Source organism: Streptomyces sp. RLB3-17, from assembly GCF_007113425.2.
Classification (GTDB): Bacteria; Actinomycetota; Actinomycetes; order Streptomycetales; family Streptomycetaceae; genus Streptomyces; species Streptomyces mirabilis_D.
Map to the genome: position 1 here is coordinate 52,474 of NZ_CP041610.2, position 13,782 is coordinate 66,255.

15 protein-coding genes are annotated in these 13,782 nt (G+C 68.2%); 10 read left to right on the forward strand and 5 right to left on the reverse strand.

The window, feature by feature from the left end:
* The first annotated feature begins 251 nt into the window (after nucleotides 1–251).
* The 7 genes from FNV62_RS00260 to FNV62_RS00285 all read left to right on the forward strand — a co-directional run bounded on the left by FNV62_RS00260 (nucleotide 252) and on the right by FNV62_RS00285 (nucleotide 4,665).
* Nucleotides 252–938, forward strand: a complete 687-nt coding sequence (locus FNV62_RS00260) for an alpha/beta hydrolase (RefSeq protein ID WP_054237343.1) — start codon at nucleotides 252–254, stop codon at nucleotides 936–938.
* 402 nt (nucleotides 939–1,340) lie between these two features.
* Nucleotides 1,341–1,520 carry a DUF2399 domain-containing protein gene (locus FNV62_RS57815; RefSeq protein ID WP_164657579.1) on the forward strand — a complete coding sequence of 60 codons (180 nt, stop codon included), beginning with the start codon at nucleotides 1,341–1,343 and terminating at the stop codon, nucleotides 1,518–1,520.
* Nucleotides 1,521–2,121: 601 nt separating this feature from the next.
* The gene (locus FNV62_RS00270) at nucleotides 2,122–2,592 is read left to right on the forward strand and encodes a hypothetical protein (RefSeq protein ID WP_143611810.1); all 471 of its coding nucleotides are present in this window, start codon (nucleotides 2,122–2,124) and stop codon (nucleotides 2,590–2,592) included.
* 85 nt (nucleotides 2,593–2,677) lie between these two features.
* Entirely contained in the window at nucleotides 2,678–2,950 is a 273-nt protein-coding gene (locus tag FNV62_RS00275) for a VOC family protein (protein ID WP_143599487.1), read from the forward strand.
* A gap of 70 nt (nucleotides 2,951–3,020) precedes the next feature.
* On the forward strand, nucleotides 3,021–3,461 hold the full coding sequence (locus FNV62_RS54410) for a hypothetical protein (RefSeq protein ID WP_179858609.1): 441 nt from the start codon (nucleotides 3,021–3,023) through the stop codon (nucleotides 3,459–3,461).
* A gap of 187 nt (nucleotides 3,462–3,648) precedes the next feature.
* A complete protein-coding gene (locus tag FNV62_RS55035; RefSeq protein ID WP_225900056.1) occupies nucleotides 3,649–3,846 on the forward strand; it encodes a hypothetical protein in 198 nt (65 codons plus the stop codon).
* Nucleotides 3,847–3,864: 18 nt separating this feature from the next.
* Nucleotides 3,865–4,665 carry an IS110 family transposase gene (locus FNV62_RS00285; protein WP_225900057.1) on the forward strand — a complete coding sequence of 267 codons (801 nt, stop codon included), beginning with the start codon at nucleotides 3,865–3,867 and terminating at the stop codon, nucleotides 4,663–4,665.
* Nucleotides 4,666–4,826: 161 nt separating this feature from the next.
* Here FNV62_RS00285 and FNV62_RS00290 read toward each other — a convergent pair whose 3' ends face one another.
* From FNV62_RS00290 to FNV62_RS00300, 4 genes are all read right to left on the reverse strand, one after another.
* Nucleotides 4,827–5,717, reverse strand: coding sequence for an META domain-containing protein (locus tag FNV62_RS00290; RefSeq protein WP_164657580.1), 891 nt, complete (start codon nucleotides 5,715–5,717; stop codon nucleotides 4,827–4,829).
* 86 nt (nucleotides 5,718–5,803) lie between these two features.
* A complete protein-coding gene (locus FNV62_RS00295; protein WP_164331433.1) occupies nucleotides 5,804–5,941 on the reverse strand; it encodes a hypothetical protein in 138 nt (45 codons plus the stop codon).
* Nucleotides 5,938–6,072 carry a hypothetical protein gene (locus FNV62_RS56860; protein ID WP_257040771.1) on the reverse strand — a complete coding sequence of 45 codons (135 nt, stop codon included), beginning with the start codon at nucleotides 6,070–6,072 and terminating at the stop codon, nucleotides 5,938–5,940. The genes FNV62_RS00295 and FNV62_RS56860 overlap by 4 nt, the downstream gene beginning before the upstream one ends.
* A 962-nt stretch (nucleotides 6,073–7,034) precedes the next feature.
* Entirely contained in the window at nucleotides 7,035–7,508 is a 474-nt protein-coding gene (locus FNV62_RS00300; RefSeq protein WP_225900058.1) for a MarR family winged helix-turn-helix transcriptional regulator, read from the reverse strand.
* 166 nt (nucleotides 7,509–7,674) lie between these two features.
* Between FNV62_RS00300 and FNV62_RS00305 the strand changes: the two genes are divergently transcribed.
* Nucleotides 7,675–7,929, forward strand: a complete 255-nt coding sequence (locus FNV62_RS00305) for a hypothetical protein (protein ID WP_205522189.1) — start codon at nucleotides 7,675–7,677, stop codon at nucleotides 7,927–7,929.
* Between the two features lie 254 nt (nucleotides 7,930–8,183).
* On the opposite strand, the gene FNV62_RS00310 is transcribed toward FNV62_RS00305, so the two are convergent.
* Nucleotides 8,184–8,387 carry a hypothetical protein gene (locus FNV62_RS00310; protein ID WP_143599490.1) on the reverse strand — a complete coding sequence of 68 codons (204 nt, stop codon included), beginning with the start codon at nucleotides 8,385–8,387 and terminating at the stop codon, nucleotides 8,184–8,186.
* A gap of 130 nt (nucleotides 8,388–8,517) precedes the next feature.
* On the opposite strand from FNV62_RS00310, the gene FNV62_RS00315 reads away from it, so the two are divergent.
* Nucleotides 8,518–9,849 (forward strand): helix-turn-helix domain-containing protein, encoded by a 1,332-nt coding sequence (locus FNV62_RS00315; protein WP_164331435.1) that lies wholly within the window; start codon nucleotides 8,518–8,520, stop codon nucleotides 9,847–9,849.
* Nucleotides 9,850–9,852: 3 nt separating this feature from the next.
* Nucleotides 9,853–13,668, forward strand: coding sequence for a hypothetical protein (locus FNV62_RS00320; protein WP_143611812.1), 3,816 nt, complete (start codon nucleotides 9,853–9,855; stop codon nucleotides 13,666–13,668).
* The last annotated feature ends 114 nt before the right edge of the window (nucleotides 13,669–13,782 follow it).

Genomic DNA, 13,782 nt, shown 5'->3' on the forward strand with positions numbered 1-13,782 from the left:
AGCTGTCCAAGGGACCGGCCGCGCACGGCTGGGGGGACCAACGCTGGACCCTAAGTCGCGCGAAGACGGTGATCGGGCGGCGTTTCCACCTGGCCTGCACGATTCAGGGCGACCACCACAACAATACGTTCAACCTCGTAGGCCCAACGAGTGGGATGGGGCGCCACGCCTGGCCATCACGCACGAATAGGTACTGAACGTGCAATGTGGTGCAATGTCGCATATTTGATCTCCCTGCAGGAGGAAACATCATGGCGGGCAAGCCCAGCATTGTCTTCGCCCACGGGCTCTGGGCGGATGGGTCGTGCTTCAACAAGCTCATCCCCACGCTCCAGGCTGAAGGGCATGAGGTGTTCGCCTCACAGCACGGCCTCGACTCGCTCGAAAGCGACGTCGCGTGCGTCAACTTCACGCTCAACCACGTCCCCGGCCCGATCGTGCTAGTCGGTCACTCCTACGGTGGGACCCTGATCACCAAAGCGGGCACCCACGACCGTGTCGGCGCTCTGGTGTACATCGCCGCGCTCGCCCCGGACGAGGACGAGACGTCGCAGGAACAGCAGGACAAATTCCCCCGCACACCCATCTTCGAGCACGTGGACGTCGCTGACGGCCGCGTGTGGCTCAAGCCCTCGGGCGTCCCGCACTTCTGCGGCGACCTCCCCGAAGCGGAGCAGAAGCTCGTCCTGGCGACGGGCGCTGTGCCAGTGGCGGACCTGTTCAACCAGCAGGTTCCCGGCACCGCCTGGCGGACGAAGCCAAGCTGGTACATCGTCGCCAACAACGACCACACCGTGCACCCCGACCTGGAGCGGTCCGCCGCCGAGCGCATGGGCGCCAACATCCATCCCGTGGACAGCAGCCACGTTCCCATGCTCTCGCATCCTGACTTCGTCCTCAATGTGATCCGTGAGGCCGCGAAGTCCCTCGACGCCTAGGCCACGCCGACAACGACCGCAGCACCGCACGCAAGGAGGCAGCCCCTACCGACCGGGCCGCCTCCTTGCAACGACATCACGCTTTCAAGCTCAGTAACCCTGGACGTCACAGCTACGGCTCCTCTGGCCAGCTCGCCAACCGGGTGCCCGCCGCTTCGTCGTCCAGGATGACGCGGGCTCCTTCCCGGCTCCCGAACGTAGCGCAGGTCGAGTTCGGCGAGGTCGACGACAGGGGTAACGACCGCGAGCGCCCTGCAGGAGCAGCAGCGGCGCCGGTCGGGCGAGTGCATGTCGATACGGGCAAGCCAGTTGGCGCGCACCTGCTGCCCGTGCGGGCCGACTTCGACTGCGCGGGCCTCGCTCTCGTAAGCGCCGTCCTCGCCATCGTCCCCCCAAGCCGTGGTGTGGCGCAGGACAGCCGCCGACTACGCCGCCAGCCTGCACCCAGCACCCTTCGAACCAGGCGTCCTGAACGCCGCCTGTCTCGGCGAGACCCCGTGGGTCCCGGCGCTCGCCGCCGCCATGCGCGCATCCGGCCGACCCGCCTACGAGGAGGCACTCATCGAGCCTCCGCCAACTTGAAGTCGCAGGTCAAAGGGCTGGTGTGACCGGTACTCAGGGTGCTCACGCTGGTCGTGGGCGGGAGTCTCTGGAGTAGGTCGTCTGTCAGCAGTTGACTTCGAGGTCCGCCGTTCTCCGCCAGAGGCGCGCCACTGGCGCGCAGCCGAGCATGTATCGTCGGGCGGCAACTGGGCCCCAGCTGCTTTCCTCAGACGCCGTTGCCAATTCAGGGTCTGCTTCGCCCCGCTGATCATTGGTCGAGTGGGGGCGCAGGCAGTGCCCGGTACTGAACCGTCCGGACGCCGTGGAACGGACGGTCGAGGCGTTCACCAACGGCCCGAATAAGTCGACGCCCGAGCAGGCGTAGGAGCTGAACGAGGTGGTCCGCACGTGCATCTGTGATCACGAAACCGCACAGGCAGCCCCTGTCAGCTTCTCTGCCGGCGGGGGCTTCGTCGTTTTCTACCGGCCCGCTGCCAGTGGACGGGAGGGAACGGCCAATTCCACGACTGAGAACCGGACAGACAACGGAAAGTTCGCGCCATGAATCTTGTGTGGCGCCTGTGAACCCATGAGGGTGGTCGGTGGCGCAACACGCGTTCGATTTTTCTCAGGGGGAAAAGTGAAAGCACGTTTTGTTGTCCCTCTTCTCGCGGCGGGGGCCCTGCTGGTGCCGGCTGCCACGGCGTCGGCTGCGGCAGCTCCTAGCGGCGGCACGGGAAGGGCCGTCGCGAAGAGCCCTACCGAAGCCGTGTGGTGCACGTTCCAGGGTAAGAAACCGTTCCAGGTCACCCATAACGGCCCGCTGTACGCCCAGGGCCATTACACGGGTTGCTCAACTCCGGCACCCGACAAATGCCGGGTCCAGGTCGATCTTCAGCAATACGAGTACGGCGGGTACTGGCGCGCGGTGAAGCACAAGGACAGCGGGTGGACGAACTGCAGCGGGCGCTACACCACTCCGCCGCTCACGTGCGTGCATGATGGAGAGAAGGAGACGTACAACACTCAGGTGACCCTTCAGGTCGAGTACCACGGACGCTTCAGCGAACCTGGAATCTCAGACACGGGCAACACCGTGATCGACTGCTGAAGTCCGTTCACCCGTGACGGCCTGCCGGATTGATTCGGTAGGCCGTTTTCGGCTTCGGTCGCACAGATGAAAGTGAGACAGCAGCATGCACGTTCATTTTGAAGCAGTAGACCCAGAGAAAATGATCAGGTTCTGGGGCGGCATCCCGGGTTGGGGTGGGTACAGCGTCGGCGAAGCGGAATCTCCGGCTGTGCTACCGGTCGTCACCGTCCTTGTCGGAACGATCGCCGAACAGGTTCAGACGCTGATCGCCAGAGGCGCCTCTCTGGTGGAACCTCACGATTGTATGCACGCCCTGATGACGGATCCGGAAGGCAACAGGTTTATGGTGGTGCTCGACCCCGATCACGAAGCATGACGTTGTCCAGCGTGGATGCGGCCCGGCGTACGGCACTCGCCCTTCAAGGGCGCCGGGTGGACGATCCGGTGTGGGGCGCCTTCACCGTCGCTCCGACGTCGAGGCCGACGGAACCTGCTGTCTGCCGCTGTCCACGCACACCGTCAACCACCTCGCCGGTCTGCTGCGCCGCCATCTGAAGGCGATACGGTCCAGGTGGCGGATCCCGCCGCCCGGCCGGATCGCGGTGATCGTCCTGGCGCTGCGGCACGATCAGCGCCTGGCCGACATGGCCGGCGGCAACAACGTGTCCGAGTCCACCGTCCGCCGCCGGCGCGACGAGCTGATCGCCCTGCTCGCAGCCCAGGCACCGTGCCTGGACCGCGCCTTGAAGAGGGTCGCTAAGACAGGCGGGGAGGTGGTCCTGATCGACGGCACCCTCATCCCCACCCAACGTCGCACCGGCAAGGCCAACCGGCGGAACTACTCCGGCTGTGAGCATGATGATCGTGTCGTTCCGGCCGTGGCCTGACCCGTACTCTGGCTGGCTGCTTGTGCCTTGTGTTTGATCTGTCGACCCGGTCGGAGCGGCGCATACCGGCACCGGGCCGGCGGAGCGTGTCCCGATAGGGGCCTTGGCCTAGAAGGCACCGTCACAGTCCTGACCGCTCCACCGACCGGCGCTGGCCATCGGCACTGCGTCGTCGAACAGGAGCACCATGACCACCCTCAGCATGCCCGCTGCCTTCCACACCCTCCAAGCCGCCACGGCCGCTGCCGCGCCGGGTTCGGTGGTGCTCGGAGTCGACACCCACAAGGATGTGCACGTCGGCGCCGTCCTTGACCATCTGGGCGGGCTGCTGGACACCGGGGAGTTCCCGGCCACCGCAGCGGGCTACGGCCAACTTCTTGACTGAACGCGCCAGTTCGGAACCGTGCTGCGGGCCGGTGTGGAGTGCACCGGGTCCTACGGTGCTGGACTCGCCCGCTACCTCGCGACCCAGCGGGTGCCGGTGGTAGAGGTTAACCAGCCCGACCGATCCGCCCGGCGTCGCCGCGGCAAGACCGACGCCGTCGACGCCGAGTCCGCCGCCCGAGCCGCACTGTCGGGCACCGCACGGGCGCTGCCGAAGAGCGGCGACGGGCAGGTAGAGGTGCTGCGTATGCTCCGGTTGACGAAGAACTCCGCGGTCAAGGCCCGCACCCAGGCGCTCAACCAGCTCAAGGCCGTGCTGGTCAACGCTCCATCCGCCCTGCGCGAGGAGCTGGAGCCGCTCTCGAATGCGGTACTGGTCCGCCGTTGCGCGGAGCTGCCCGATCCCTGCGACGGCAACCCAGCAGCCGACACGGCAGTCTTCACGCTCCGGCTGCTCGCACAGCGCGTCTCGCGGCTTCGGCAGGAGGTCACCGAGCTTGGGCGGCGAATGACCGCAGCGGTCCAGGCAAGCGCACCCAGCCTGCTGGAGCGGTTCGGGATCGGGCCGGACAGCGCCGCGGCCCTGCTGATCACCGCCGGCGACAACCCTGAGCGACTGCGCAGCGAGGCGTCCTTCGCCGCGCTGTGCGGCGCCAGCCCTGTCGAGAAGTCCTCGGGCAAGTCCCGGCGCCGTCGGCTCAACAGGGGCGGAGACCGACAGGCCAACGCCGCGCTGCACCGCAGCCGACCACAGAAACCTGAAACAGACTTAAGCCCGCGATTTCGGGCGCATCACACTAGCTGCGCAGACACACCATGAGGGCGCGGCCGACTGCCGCGCCCTCATGGTCGTTGTTGGTCGTTAGTGGCTGGTGTCGGTTGCCCTCGCACGGCCCGGAGGCGGTCGACGGAAGATTTACAGACCGCGTGCGATGTCCCGGGTGACGTGACCTTCTCCTCTCCCGTTGGCCGACTGTGAATCTAGGACCCGGGGCGCGGCGGTGTGCCGGTCAGCCGGACGAAGTGGTGGCCGAAGAATTCGAGGCCGTGGGTCTCGTCCACGAACTCGATGCCGTGATTGACCCACACTTGGAACGTGCGCGGGTCCTGGTCGAGCAGGCCGTCCTCCTCGGACATGATCTCCCGTGAGCAGGTCCGGTGCGTAGTCCGGGTGAGCGGGTACAGCGTGACGTGCTCGCCTGCGAAGGCGGCCCGACCCTTGAAGCCGTTGCAGCCTCCTTTTCCTGTGACCGTGCCGTCCCGGTGGAAGACGAAGTAGACCTCTTTGCCGGCCGTCATGTCGATGGTGGCATCGGAGACGATCAGATTCTGGAGTTGCCAGGGCGCTCCGAAGAGCCCCTGAGGCCACAGCATTTGCAGCGCGACATAGTCGCCCCGCTGGTTCTTCAGCGTCATCGAGAGGTCGTCGACCCGCTCGGCCACCGCCAGGCGGCCGCCGGTGAGGATCTTCCGCATCCGCTCCTCGAAGGCCCGCTCCTTCGCCGGGCACGCGTCGTCCGGCGTCGCCCCCGACGTGTCCGCACCGACGGTGAGCGTCGTGGCGGTGACCGTGGCCGACGTCCTGAACGGCGTGCATCCATAGTCGCCCACGGCCGTGTTGTCGTAGCTGAACTCGACCCACGCGCCGGCGTTCAGCGGTGCGTCGAGGTCGCGCCCGTCGACGGTGACCCAGTCGACCCGCCAGCGTGCGCCCAGGAGCCGCCCGCCGTAACCGCCCGGCCCCTTCGGCGTGGTCCACGGCGTGGGCCGCTCCAGGGCCTTCCCCCCGCTCCCCGCCCGGGGCGAACCGCACGAGGTGAAGGTGAGTAGAGCGACGAGCAGTGCGCCGAGGAGGGCGCCGGTCCGGTACATGCGCATGATGATTCAGACCTCCGACCCACCTTCCGGGTTGTTCCGTCAGGACCACAGCATTTGCCGCGACCACCCCTCCGAGTCGTTCACGCGACGGTAGACCAGACGTACGTGCCTGCGGGCCGCATCGCCCGGTAGAGCGCTTCGATCTCCCCCTTGGCGGCCAAGGCCTTGGCGCGAGTACGCAGTCGCCGCATGTGACCCTCGACCGACCGGGAGGTCATCCCCAGCTGGTCTCGCGCAGGACGGCGGAGTCCTCGAACGGGAGGCCGGGCGACGGCTGGTCGAAGTCGTCGAAGGAGACTGGGGCGAAGGGAGCCGCGGCGGCCTTCTCGACACACTGCCCGGCGTCCACCTGCCAGACCTCAGCAAGTTGCGAACCCGCGGAGTCCTCGGAGCCCACCCCACAGCGCCACCGAGCCCGCGACGAGCCCTCAGTGCTGGCCGCACAAACGACGCGGCGCCCCGGATCCCTCCGACCCGCTCCGGGCGAGGTAGACGACGGCAGACCGCCTCCCCCGCCGTGTTCGAGCTTGCGCCATCTCATGAGCTAGCAGCCCCAGCGGAGCCCTACCGAACGCTCGCGTGGGCCTGCCCACGTCGCGCTGACCCTGTCCTGCGTTCGGTTCGCATTCTGAAACGACAGCGGCGTCCTGCCCGCGGGGCAGGACGCCGCAAGTCACTGGTGATGGATCCACCAGAGGGTGCCCGTGACGAGTGTCCCACCCGCGGTCGTAGTGATTCCGCCAACGAGGCCGTAACTGGCGGTACGCGCAAGAGACCGCAGGGCGGCCGCCCCGGGCCTTCAGGCCGCCGCCCGCTCGACGTTGACGCCATGGCGGAGATCGAACGAGATGTTTCGCTAGGGCGAAGTAGACCCAGACCCCAAATAAGCCAACAGCATCATCGCTCTGGCGGGGCCGGGCTACTTGCTGCGCTGGCGGCGTCCGAAGAGGGTTTCGCGCAGGGACGGGTACTGGCGCAGGTCGGTGCGGCAGGCGGGGCAGTGTCGGCCGTCCTCTGGCGGGGCGAACTCAGGGTCGTAGCCGAGCGGGCCGGTGATCGGCCCTTTGCACCGCTCACACGGCGCAGCCTCGGCGCCAGCGGGGCTCGGTGAGCGCGACGCCGTGCGCAGCCGTCACGGAGCGGGGGGCGGGCGGCCGCGCACGGCAGGAGCACCCTGTGCTGTGCGTGGCAGGACGCCTACCGGAATGCTGACACGGGGAACCTACCGACCGACGGACAACGCGCGGCTGCGTAGCGGCTGACTCACCACCGGCGGTATCGACCGCAGCTGGCAGCGCGCCGTGACTCGCATCAGCGCGAACGGTCCGCCTCGCCCTGAGCGAGCGACTCCGTCAGACGCTCCAGGTGGATGGCGAAGGCGGCGGCCTCACCTGACGGCCACGTCGCCATCTCCTCGGCCACGAAGGACTCCATCGCCCCGCGCAACGCCATGACCGCCTGCTCGCCCTCAACGGTGAGAACCAGCCTGGTCGCACGGGCGTCAGCCGGGTCGGGACGACGGGCGACCAGCCCGGCCTCCTGCAACCTGCTCGCGTAGCGGGTGGTGACGGTGCGGTCCATCCCGATTGCCTCGGCGAGCTTGGTGGCGGTGACGGGCCCCACGCGAGCGAGCCCGGACAACACCGGGTAGGTCGTGGCGTCCACGCCCTCCACTCCGGAGGTCAATCGGCCGTAGAGCCCGGCACGGGTGGCCCGCAGGGTCAGCGTCCCGATGGCCGCCGCCACGCGGGCGGCGGACGTGCTGTCACGTGTCGTTTCACTCACCCCTCGATGATACGTGCAAAAAGCACGGAGTCCTGCTACCTTCAGATGCGTGCAGAAAGCACGTGCATCAAACACGCAAATGCTCAAACACGCCAACGCACACCAACGTGCAATCACGCAAAGGACAGTCATGTCGCATTCGTCTTCGCACTCGCATCAGCCCGCTGTGCGTCCTGAAGATGTCCTGCCCGAGGGCATCGACTCGACCGCGATCAACGGGCTGACCGTCCGCAAGGGTTCGGTGGCCGCATTCGTCGCCAACGCCCTGCGGCTGGACGACCTCACCGAGGGCACTCCCGAGTACGCAGCCCTCGTCACGCAGATGCGGGAACTCGCTCCCGCCTTGCGCGCCATCGGCCTCCTCGACGTCTTCCGGCCCCGCTCCCCGGCAGTGGAGCGGATCCTCGCCGAGGCCGCGTAGGCGCCCATTGGCAGGGCCACCGTGTCGAGGATGATGACCTCGATGGGGCGATACACAAGCCACAGTTGGACGCGCTCTGGCGGTGCGAGCACCATGTTGTGAGCATCGGCCGGGGGCCGCCCCTCCGCGACGAGTTCCCAGCCCTCGCCTCCCTGACGGATCCAGAGCCTCACGAGTGTGACCGTGGGGGCAACTCAGCTGGTGGCGGCCCGAGTCCGTCCTTGATCCTTCGGACTCACCATGAGGTTGTGACGTCAGGTCAGCGTGGCGACCCCGAGTGCAATAAGGCTGCAGAGCAGGGTGAGGGTGGCGCCGAAGACTGTGCCTGCGTGAAGGAGGGCGCCTGGGAGGGACGCTCCGTCCCAGCGGGCGAGGAACCCGGCGGAGATCGCGGCCAGGACTGCGAGAAGGGACGCAGTGAGGACTGCGGCGATCAACGTGAGGGTGCGCACGGGCATGGGGCTTTCTCCGTTCCCTGAAGGGCTGTTGTCCAGGAACGAGGATGCCGAGGTCGCCGTACGCTGGCGTACGGGCGAACGAATCCGTATGGGATCGCTCATCGATATGACTGACCGTCAAGGAGGTCCAGTGCGATCCCTGGAAGGCAAACCTGACGGCGATGCCGCGTTGGCTCAGCTCCAACAGCACTTACGGGACCGGCGGGATGCGCGCGGTCTCAAGATGCTCGCCCTGGAGCGGCTGGCGGGCCTGCGGCACACCACCGTCAGCAGGGCACTCAACGGACCGAACGTGCCGACCAGGGCGACCGTGATCGCGCTGGCGAACGCCCTGAAAATGGACCCGGATCCGCTGCTGCGGCTGTGGGAGCAGGCGGTGGAAGCCAGCCGCCAAGGGGCGGGGCAGGAGCCTCCGGCGACCCGGGACTTCTTCCGTGATCTCATCGAGCAACACACGCAGTTGTTCGCGGGGCGGCAGGCCGAGAGTGCGCGGATCGAGGAGTTCATACGGGATCGCCCCTGTGGCTATGTCTTCGTGGAGGCGCTATCGGGATACGGCAAGACCTCCCTCCTCGCTGATCTGGTCAGGCAGAACCCCGAGTTCCGCTACCACTTCATCAGCCAGGCGTACCGGCGCAGGGGCAGCGGGTTCGACCCCACCAGCCCCGAGGACGTACTGGAGTGCCTCTGCGAGCAGTTGGACCCCGCCCATGTGCGCGGCGGAGGGCTGAAGAGCCTGGAGCGGCAGTTCCGCGGCCTCATGTCCCGTCCGCCGCGGAAGCCGACGGTCGTCGTGCTGGACGCCGTGGACGAACTTGATCCACCAGACCAGCTCCGTACCCTGCTGCCACGGCAGTTGCCGCCCGGCCTGGTGCTCGTCCTCTCGGGCCGCGCCCAGGGCGATCGGTCCTGTCTCGACGACCTCGCGCTGTCCCCGGCGGATGTGGGCCTGCATCTGCAGTTGGAAGGCCTGGACGAGGTCGCGCTGGTGGACCTGCTCCGGATGGCGGGCGGCGCGGCGGCGGGGTTGGCAGGGGATGCGGACTTCGTCGCCGAGATGCACCGTGTCTCCGCGGGCGACCCCTTCTATGTGCGCTTCCTGGTGGAGGACGCGGCCGTCGGCATGCTCACCCGCGACAACATCGAGCGCACTCCGACCGGCCTCGAAAGCTACCTGGACCAGCAGTTGGAGCAGCTCAATCGCAGCGCCCACCGCACCGAGCACGTCGAGATTCTGGGGTTCCTGCTGGAGGCCGGCACGCTCTCCGCGTTCGATCTGTACAACCTGGTCGAGGGGCTGAACTGGCTGAACTTTGACACCATTCTGCGGGAGATCCACCGCTTCCTGCTGGTTCACCGGCGGGTCCTGCCAGGCGTGCAAGTACAGAGGGGCAGTGAGGAGTACAGCTTCTGCCACGACCGGTTCCGGCAGTACTTCCGGGGCCGCGCCGGGATCGGATAGCGGATGCGTTCCATTCGCGACGATGTCAGCGCACTGGTGTTCAGCGGGCGCACCCGTGCCGATCTCTCGGCACATGTGCGGAACTGGCGCCAGTGCCCCACGCCGTACACCATCGAGAACGCCATCCGGCTGGCGGCGGCGGAGGGGCGTGGCGACGACCTCCACGACACGATCCTCGACGAGGAGTTCCGGCGCCTGCGACAGCGCGTGTTCGGTGTCAACGCGCTGCGCGCCGATCTGCACATCGCGCGCACGTACTCCCTGATGCGCCGGCCTGACCTGGTCAGGTACGTACAGGTGCTCCTCCTGGAGCAGCGCCCCTTCGGCACTCCCGAGAGCATGCATGTCCAGCAGCAGCACTGCCAGGAGTTCGCCGAGTTCCTCCAGATCGACCGGCTCCCGCACGAGCGGCTCGACACTGGCCTGCACAAGGTGCTGGGGCGTTTCTTCACCGACGCCTCCGCCACCGGTCTGCGACTGGACGGGTACGAACTCGGCGAATGGAGCTGTTTTTGCGGCCAGTTGACCGGACTCCCCCGGCGCTACGACCACACCTGCCCCTGTACGGCCGTCTCGGGGCACGGCAGGATCACCGACGCGACACCCGGCTGCCCGGACCCCACCTGCGCCGGGTCCGTCGACTACGCCGTCTGCCCTACCTGCCGGACCAGGGTCACCCTGGCGAACCTCTGGCAGGTGCAACGCGGCGGAGCCGGCCCCGACGACTTCCTGGTTCCCCTCACCCTGGACCTCGTCGTCGAGGACGAGCAGGGGCCGATCAAGCGGGCGCGTCACCTGCTGATGCACCTGCCGCTCCCCCTCGGCCTGCGGGAACGGAATGGCGAGCTCGTCTTCGACGCACCCACCGTCCTCTGGACGAGTGCGAGCGCGGAGCTGTGGCACCGGCGGTCCCCGGGAGACCGTTTCCTCGGCTTGAAGGACACACTTCGCTACGACGGCCGGACCGAGCTCCGGCCCATCCTCGAAGCCCTGCTGCGCCGCACTCTGCTGGGACACCGCCAGGGATACGCCCAGTTCGCCGATGAACTGCGGCAGGACGTGATCGCAGGGCCCCCCGGGCAGACCCGTCCCCTCAGGCGGCGGCCCTGGACCGCGTCCGAGTACCGGAGCAGTTCCGAGTACACGCGCGGGTTCTGGAGCCGGCTGCAACGCGTGACCGTGCGGGATCTCGCACTCGGCGATCTGGTGAGCCGCGGCGCGGTGTCCGCGCAGTGCACCGTCGTCGCCTCACCGAGCCTGCAGGGCAGGGCGGCCCTGCTCAACAAGCGGCTGGCCGACCCGGACGCGCTGTCGATCCCCACACTGGTTCAGCTGAGCACGACGTTGCCCGACGGCAGCGTCCTCACCTCAAGACCGCCGACTGTGTCCGCCGAGCGGGCATCGAGCCTCGACAGGTACGGCCTGATCACCCCGGGTAAGCCAGTGCGACCTGGACAGCTCCTGATGGGGGCTGCCTCGCCCGTGGCGGATGACGAAACGCTGCGCACCCCCGAGGAGCGCCTGCTGTACGCCCTCTTCGGTGACGAAGCGCTGCGGAAGGCGCTGCTGAACAGGTCCCTGGAGATGTCCGGACGGCGGCCCGGCCACGTCCTGGCGCAGCGGATCAGCGGCGCCCTGGCGACCGACGCGATCCCGGCAACACCCGGCCGGCACCTGCGGGGTGGCGGGTCCGGGACGCGCATCACCGTCACCGTCGCCGTCGACCAGCCAGTGCAGCAGGGGGACACGCTGGACGACGAGTCCGGCACCTCCGCAGTCGTGTGCGGTCTCGCGGGCGGGTCCTCGCTCAGGCGCCTCGCGGGCAGTCCCGACGAACCGGACCTGGTCGTGGCGCCCGACCACCCATGGGCCCCGCCACCGAACGAGGTCGGCCACACCATCCGGATCCGCCTCGCCGCCCACGGCCTGGCAGGATCCGACACCGGCGCCCGGTCCGCAGGCGACTACTCCCTGGTCCTCGACCAGCCGCTGTCGAGCGGAAGCAGCGACAGCGCCCAGATGATCGAGCCCAGGGAGTTCCAATGGCTCCTCGCGCACGGCGCCCGGCACCTGGCAATGGAGATCTACGGACCGCGCGGTGACTGTCCGGACTGGCGGAACGACCTGCGCGCCGCGCTGGAGGAAGGCGGCAGGGCGCTCGCCCCACCCCACGACCGGCCCATCACTCTGCTCGACTCGCCGGCCCACGCCATCCGTCGCCTCGACCCGACACTGCGCGCCGCCCGCATCGCGGCCCGGCTCGAAGCCGATCGGATCGGCCTGCGTCTCATGACCGACTCCGATGTGGCGCGCCTCTCGCACGGCGAAGTGGTGAGCGAAGTCTTCTACAACATGCGGACCAGACGCCCATGGCCGGGCGGACTCTTCTGCCGGCAGATCTTTGGCCCGGACCGCGAAAACGAGTGCGTCTGCGGGGAGCGCCGCCGCAACTGGGACGCCGACGCGACGTGCGGCGCCTGCGGACGCACGCTGACCACGCCCCTTGAGCGGGGCCGTCGGCACGGCCACATCGAACTCCCCGTGCCGGTGGTCCACAGCTGGTGCCTCGGCGGCCCGGCCGGCGCCCGGCTCGCGCGCTCGCTGCGGCTGACCGAGCAGGAGCTCCAACAGCTCGCCGACTGCGAGCTGGTCCTGGTCACCGACGCAGGCCCTACGACGCTGCCCACCGGGCAGCTGCTGAGCGTCAAGGAGTGGGGCGCCACCGCCGACCGGACCCAGGCCACAGCTGTGACGGGCGGGCAGGCGGTGAAGATCCTTCTACGTCAAGCCGGCGATGCCATCCCGTCCGACGTGTCCCCGGACACCGTCACCTTTCAACTGCTGCCTGTCCTGCCTCCGGATCTGCGACCCCACGTCATCGAGGACCATCGGACGATCGGGAGCGACCTCAACAGCCTCTACAGCGCAGTGCTCGCCAAGGCCGCCCAACTCCGCCGCCTGGACGACCTCGGCGCCCCCTTGGACGTGCTGGTGGGCGCACGCCGCCTGCTCCAGCACAAGGTCAACGCGGTGCTGGACAACAGCCACCGGCCGGAACCAACACGGGACGACAACCGGAGAGCGCTCATCGGCCTCGCGGACTCGCTCATGGCCCGCCCGAGCTCCACCGGCACACTGCGGGACGACTTCCTCCGTCGGCCCGTGGACTACAGCGCCCGCGCCCGACTGGTGATGGCCAGGCCGCCGAACCACGGCGACGGAGAGGCCGTTCCCGACCCGGACACCGCCCTCCTGGGCCGTGACCTGGCCCTTCATCTCGTAGAGCCGCTGCTCGTGCACGCGCTCACCTCAAGCTCCGCGGCCCGGCGAAAGCAGGAAGCGCAGGAGATGATCAAGGATCATGCCGAAGCGGCCATACGGCTGCTCGACGCGGTGTGCGAGCAGGCCCGGGTCCTGGTCGCCTTGCCCCACGGGCCCTGGCCCATGGTGGCCCTCCAAGTTCGGGCGTCCGAGGTTCCCGCCCTGCAGGTGCAGCCCGGGCTGCTCGACCTCGTCGACTGGAAGAATCTGGGCGAAACAGCACGCATCTTCGGCATCCTGACGACCGAGGCGGTCGAGGAGGCGACCGGCCTGCTGACGGTCGACACTCTGCGCAGGACACCTCCTTCACGCCAACCCACAGCGCCGGACTCCTTCTTCGATCTGCCCTGCGGGGAAGTGGGCAACCACATCGCCGACACGGCACTGACCACCGGCTCGCTGCCCCTCCAGCCAGACGACGGCTTGCTCCTGTGCGACCCCACATGGCTCGCCGAGCGGACTGGCGAACACCGGCTGGATGAGCCAGGGGGAAGGTGACACCGCCGAGCCTCAGGGCATTGCTGTTTGAAGAACTCGTACGCGAACGGCGAAGCGTTCTCGGGCGACGCTCAGCGTCTCCTCCGCCGTGTGCGACCACCCATGCGCCGACAC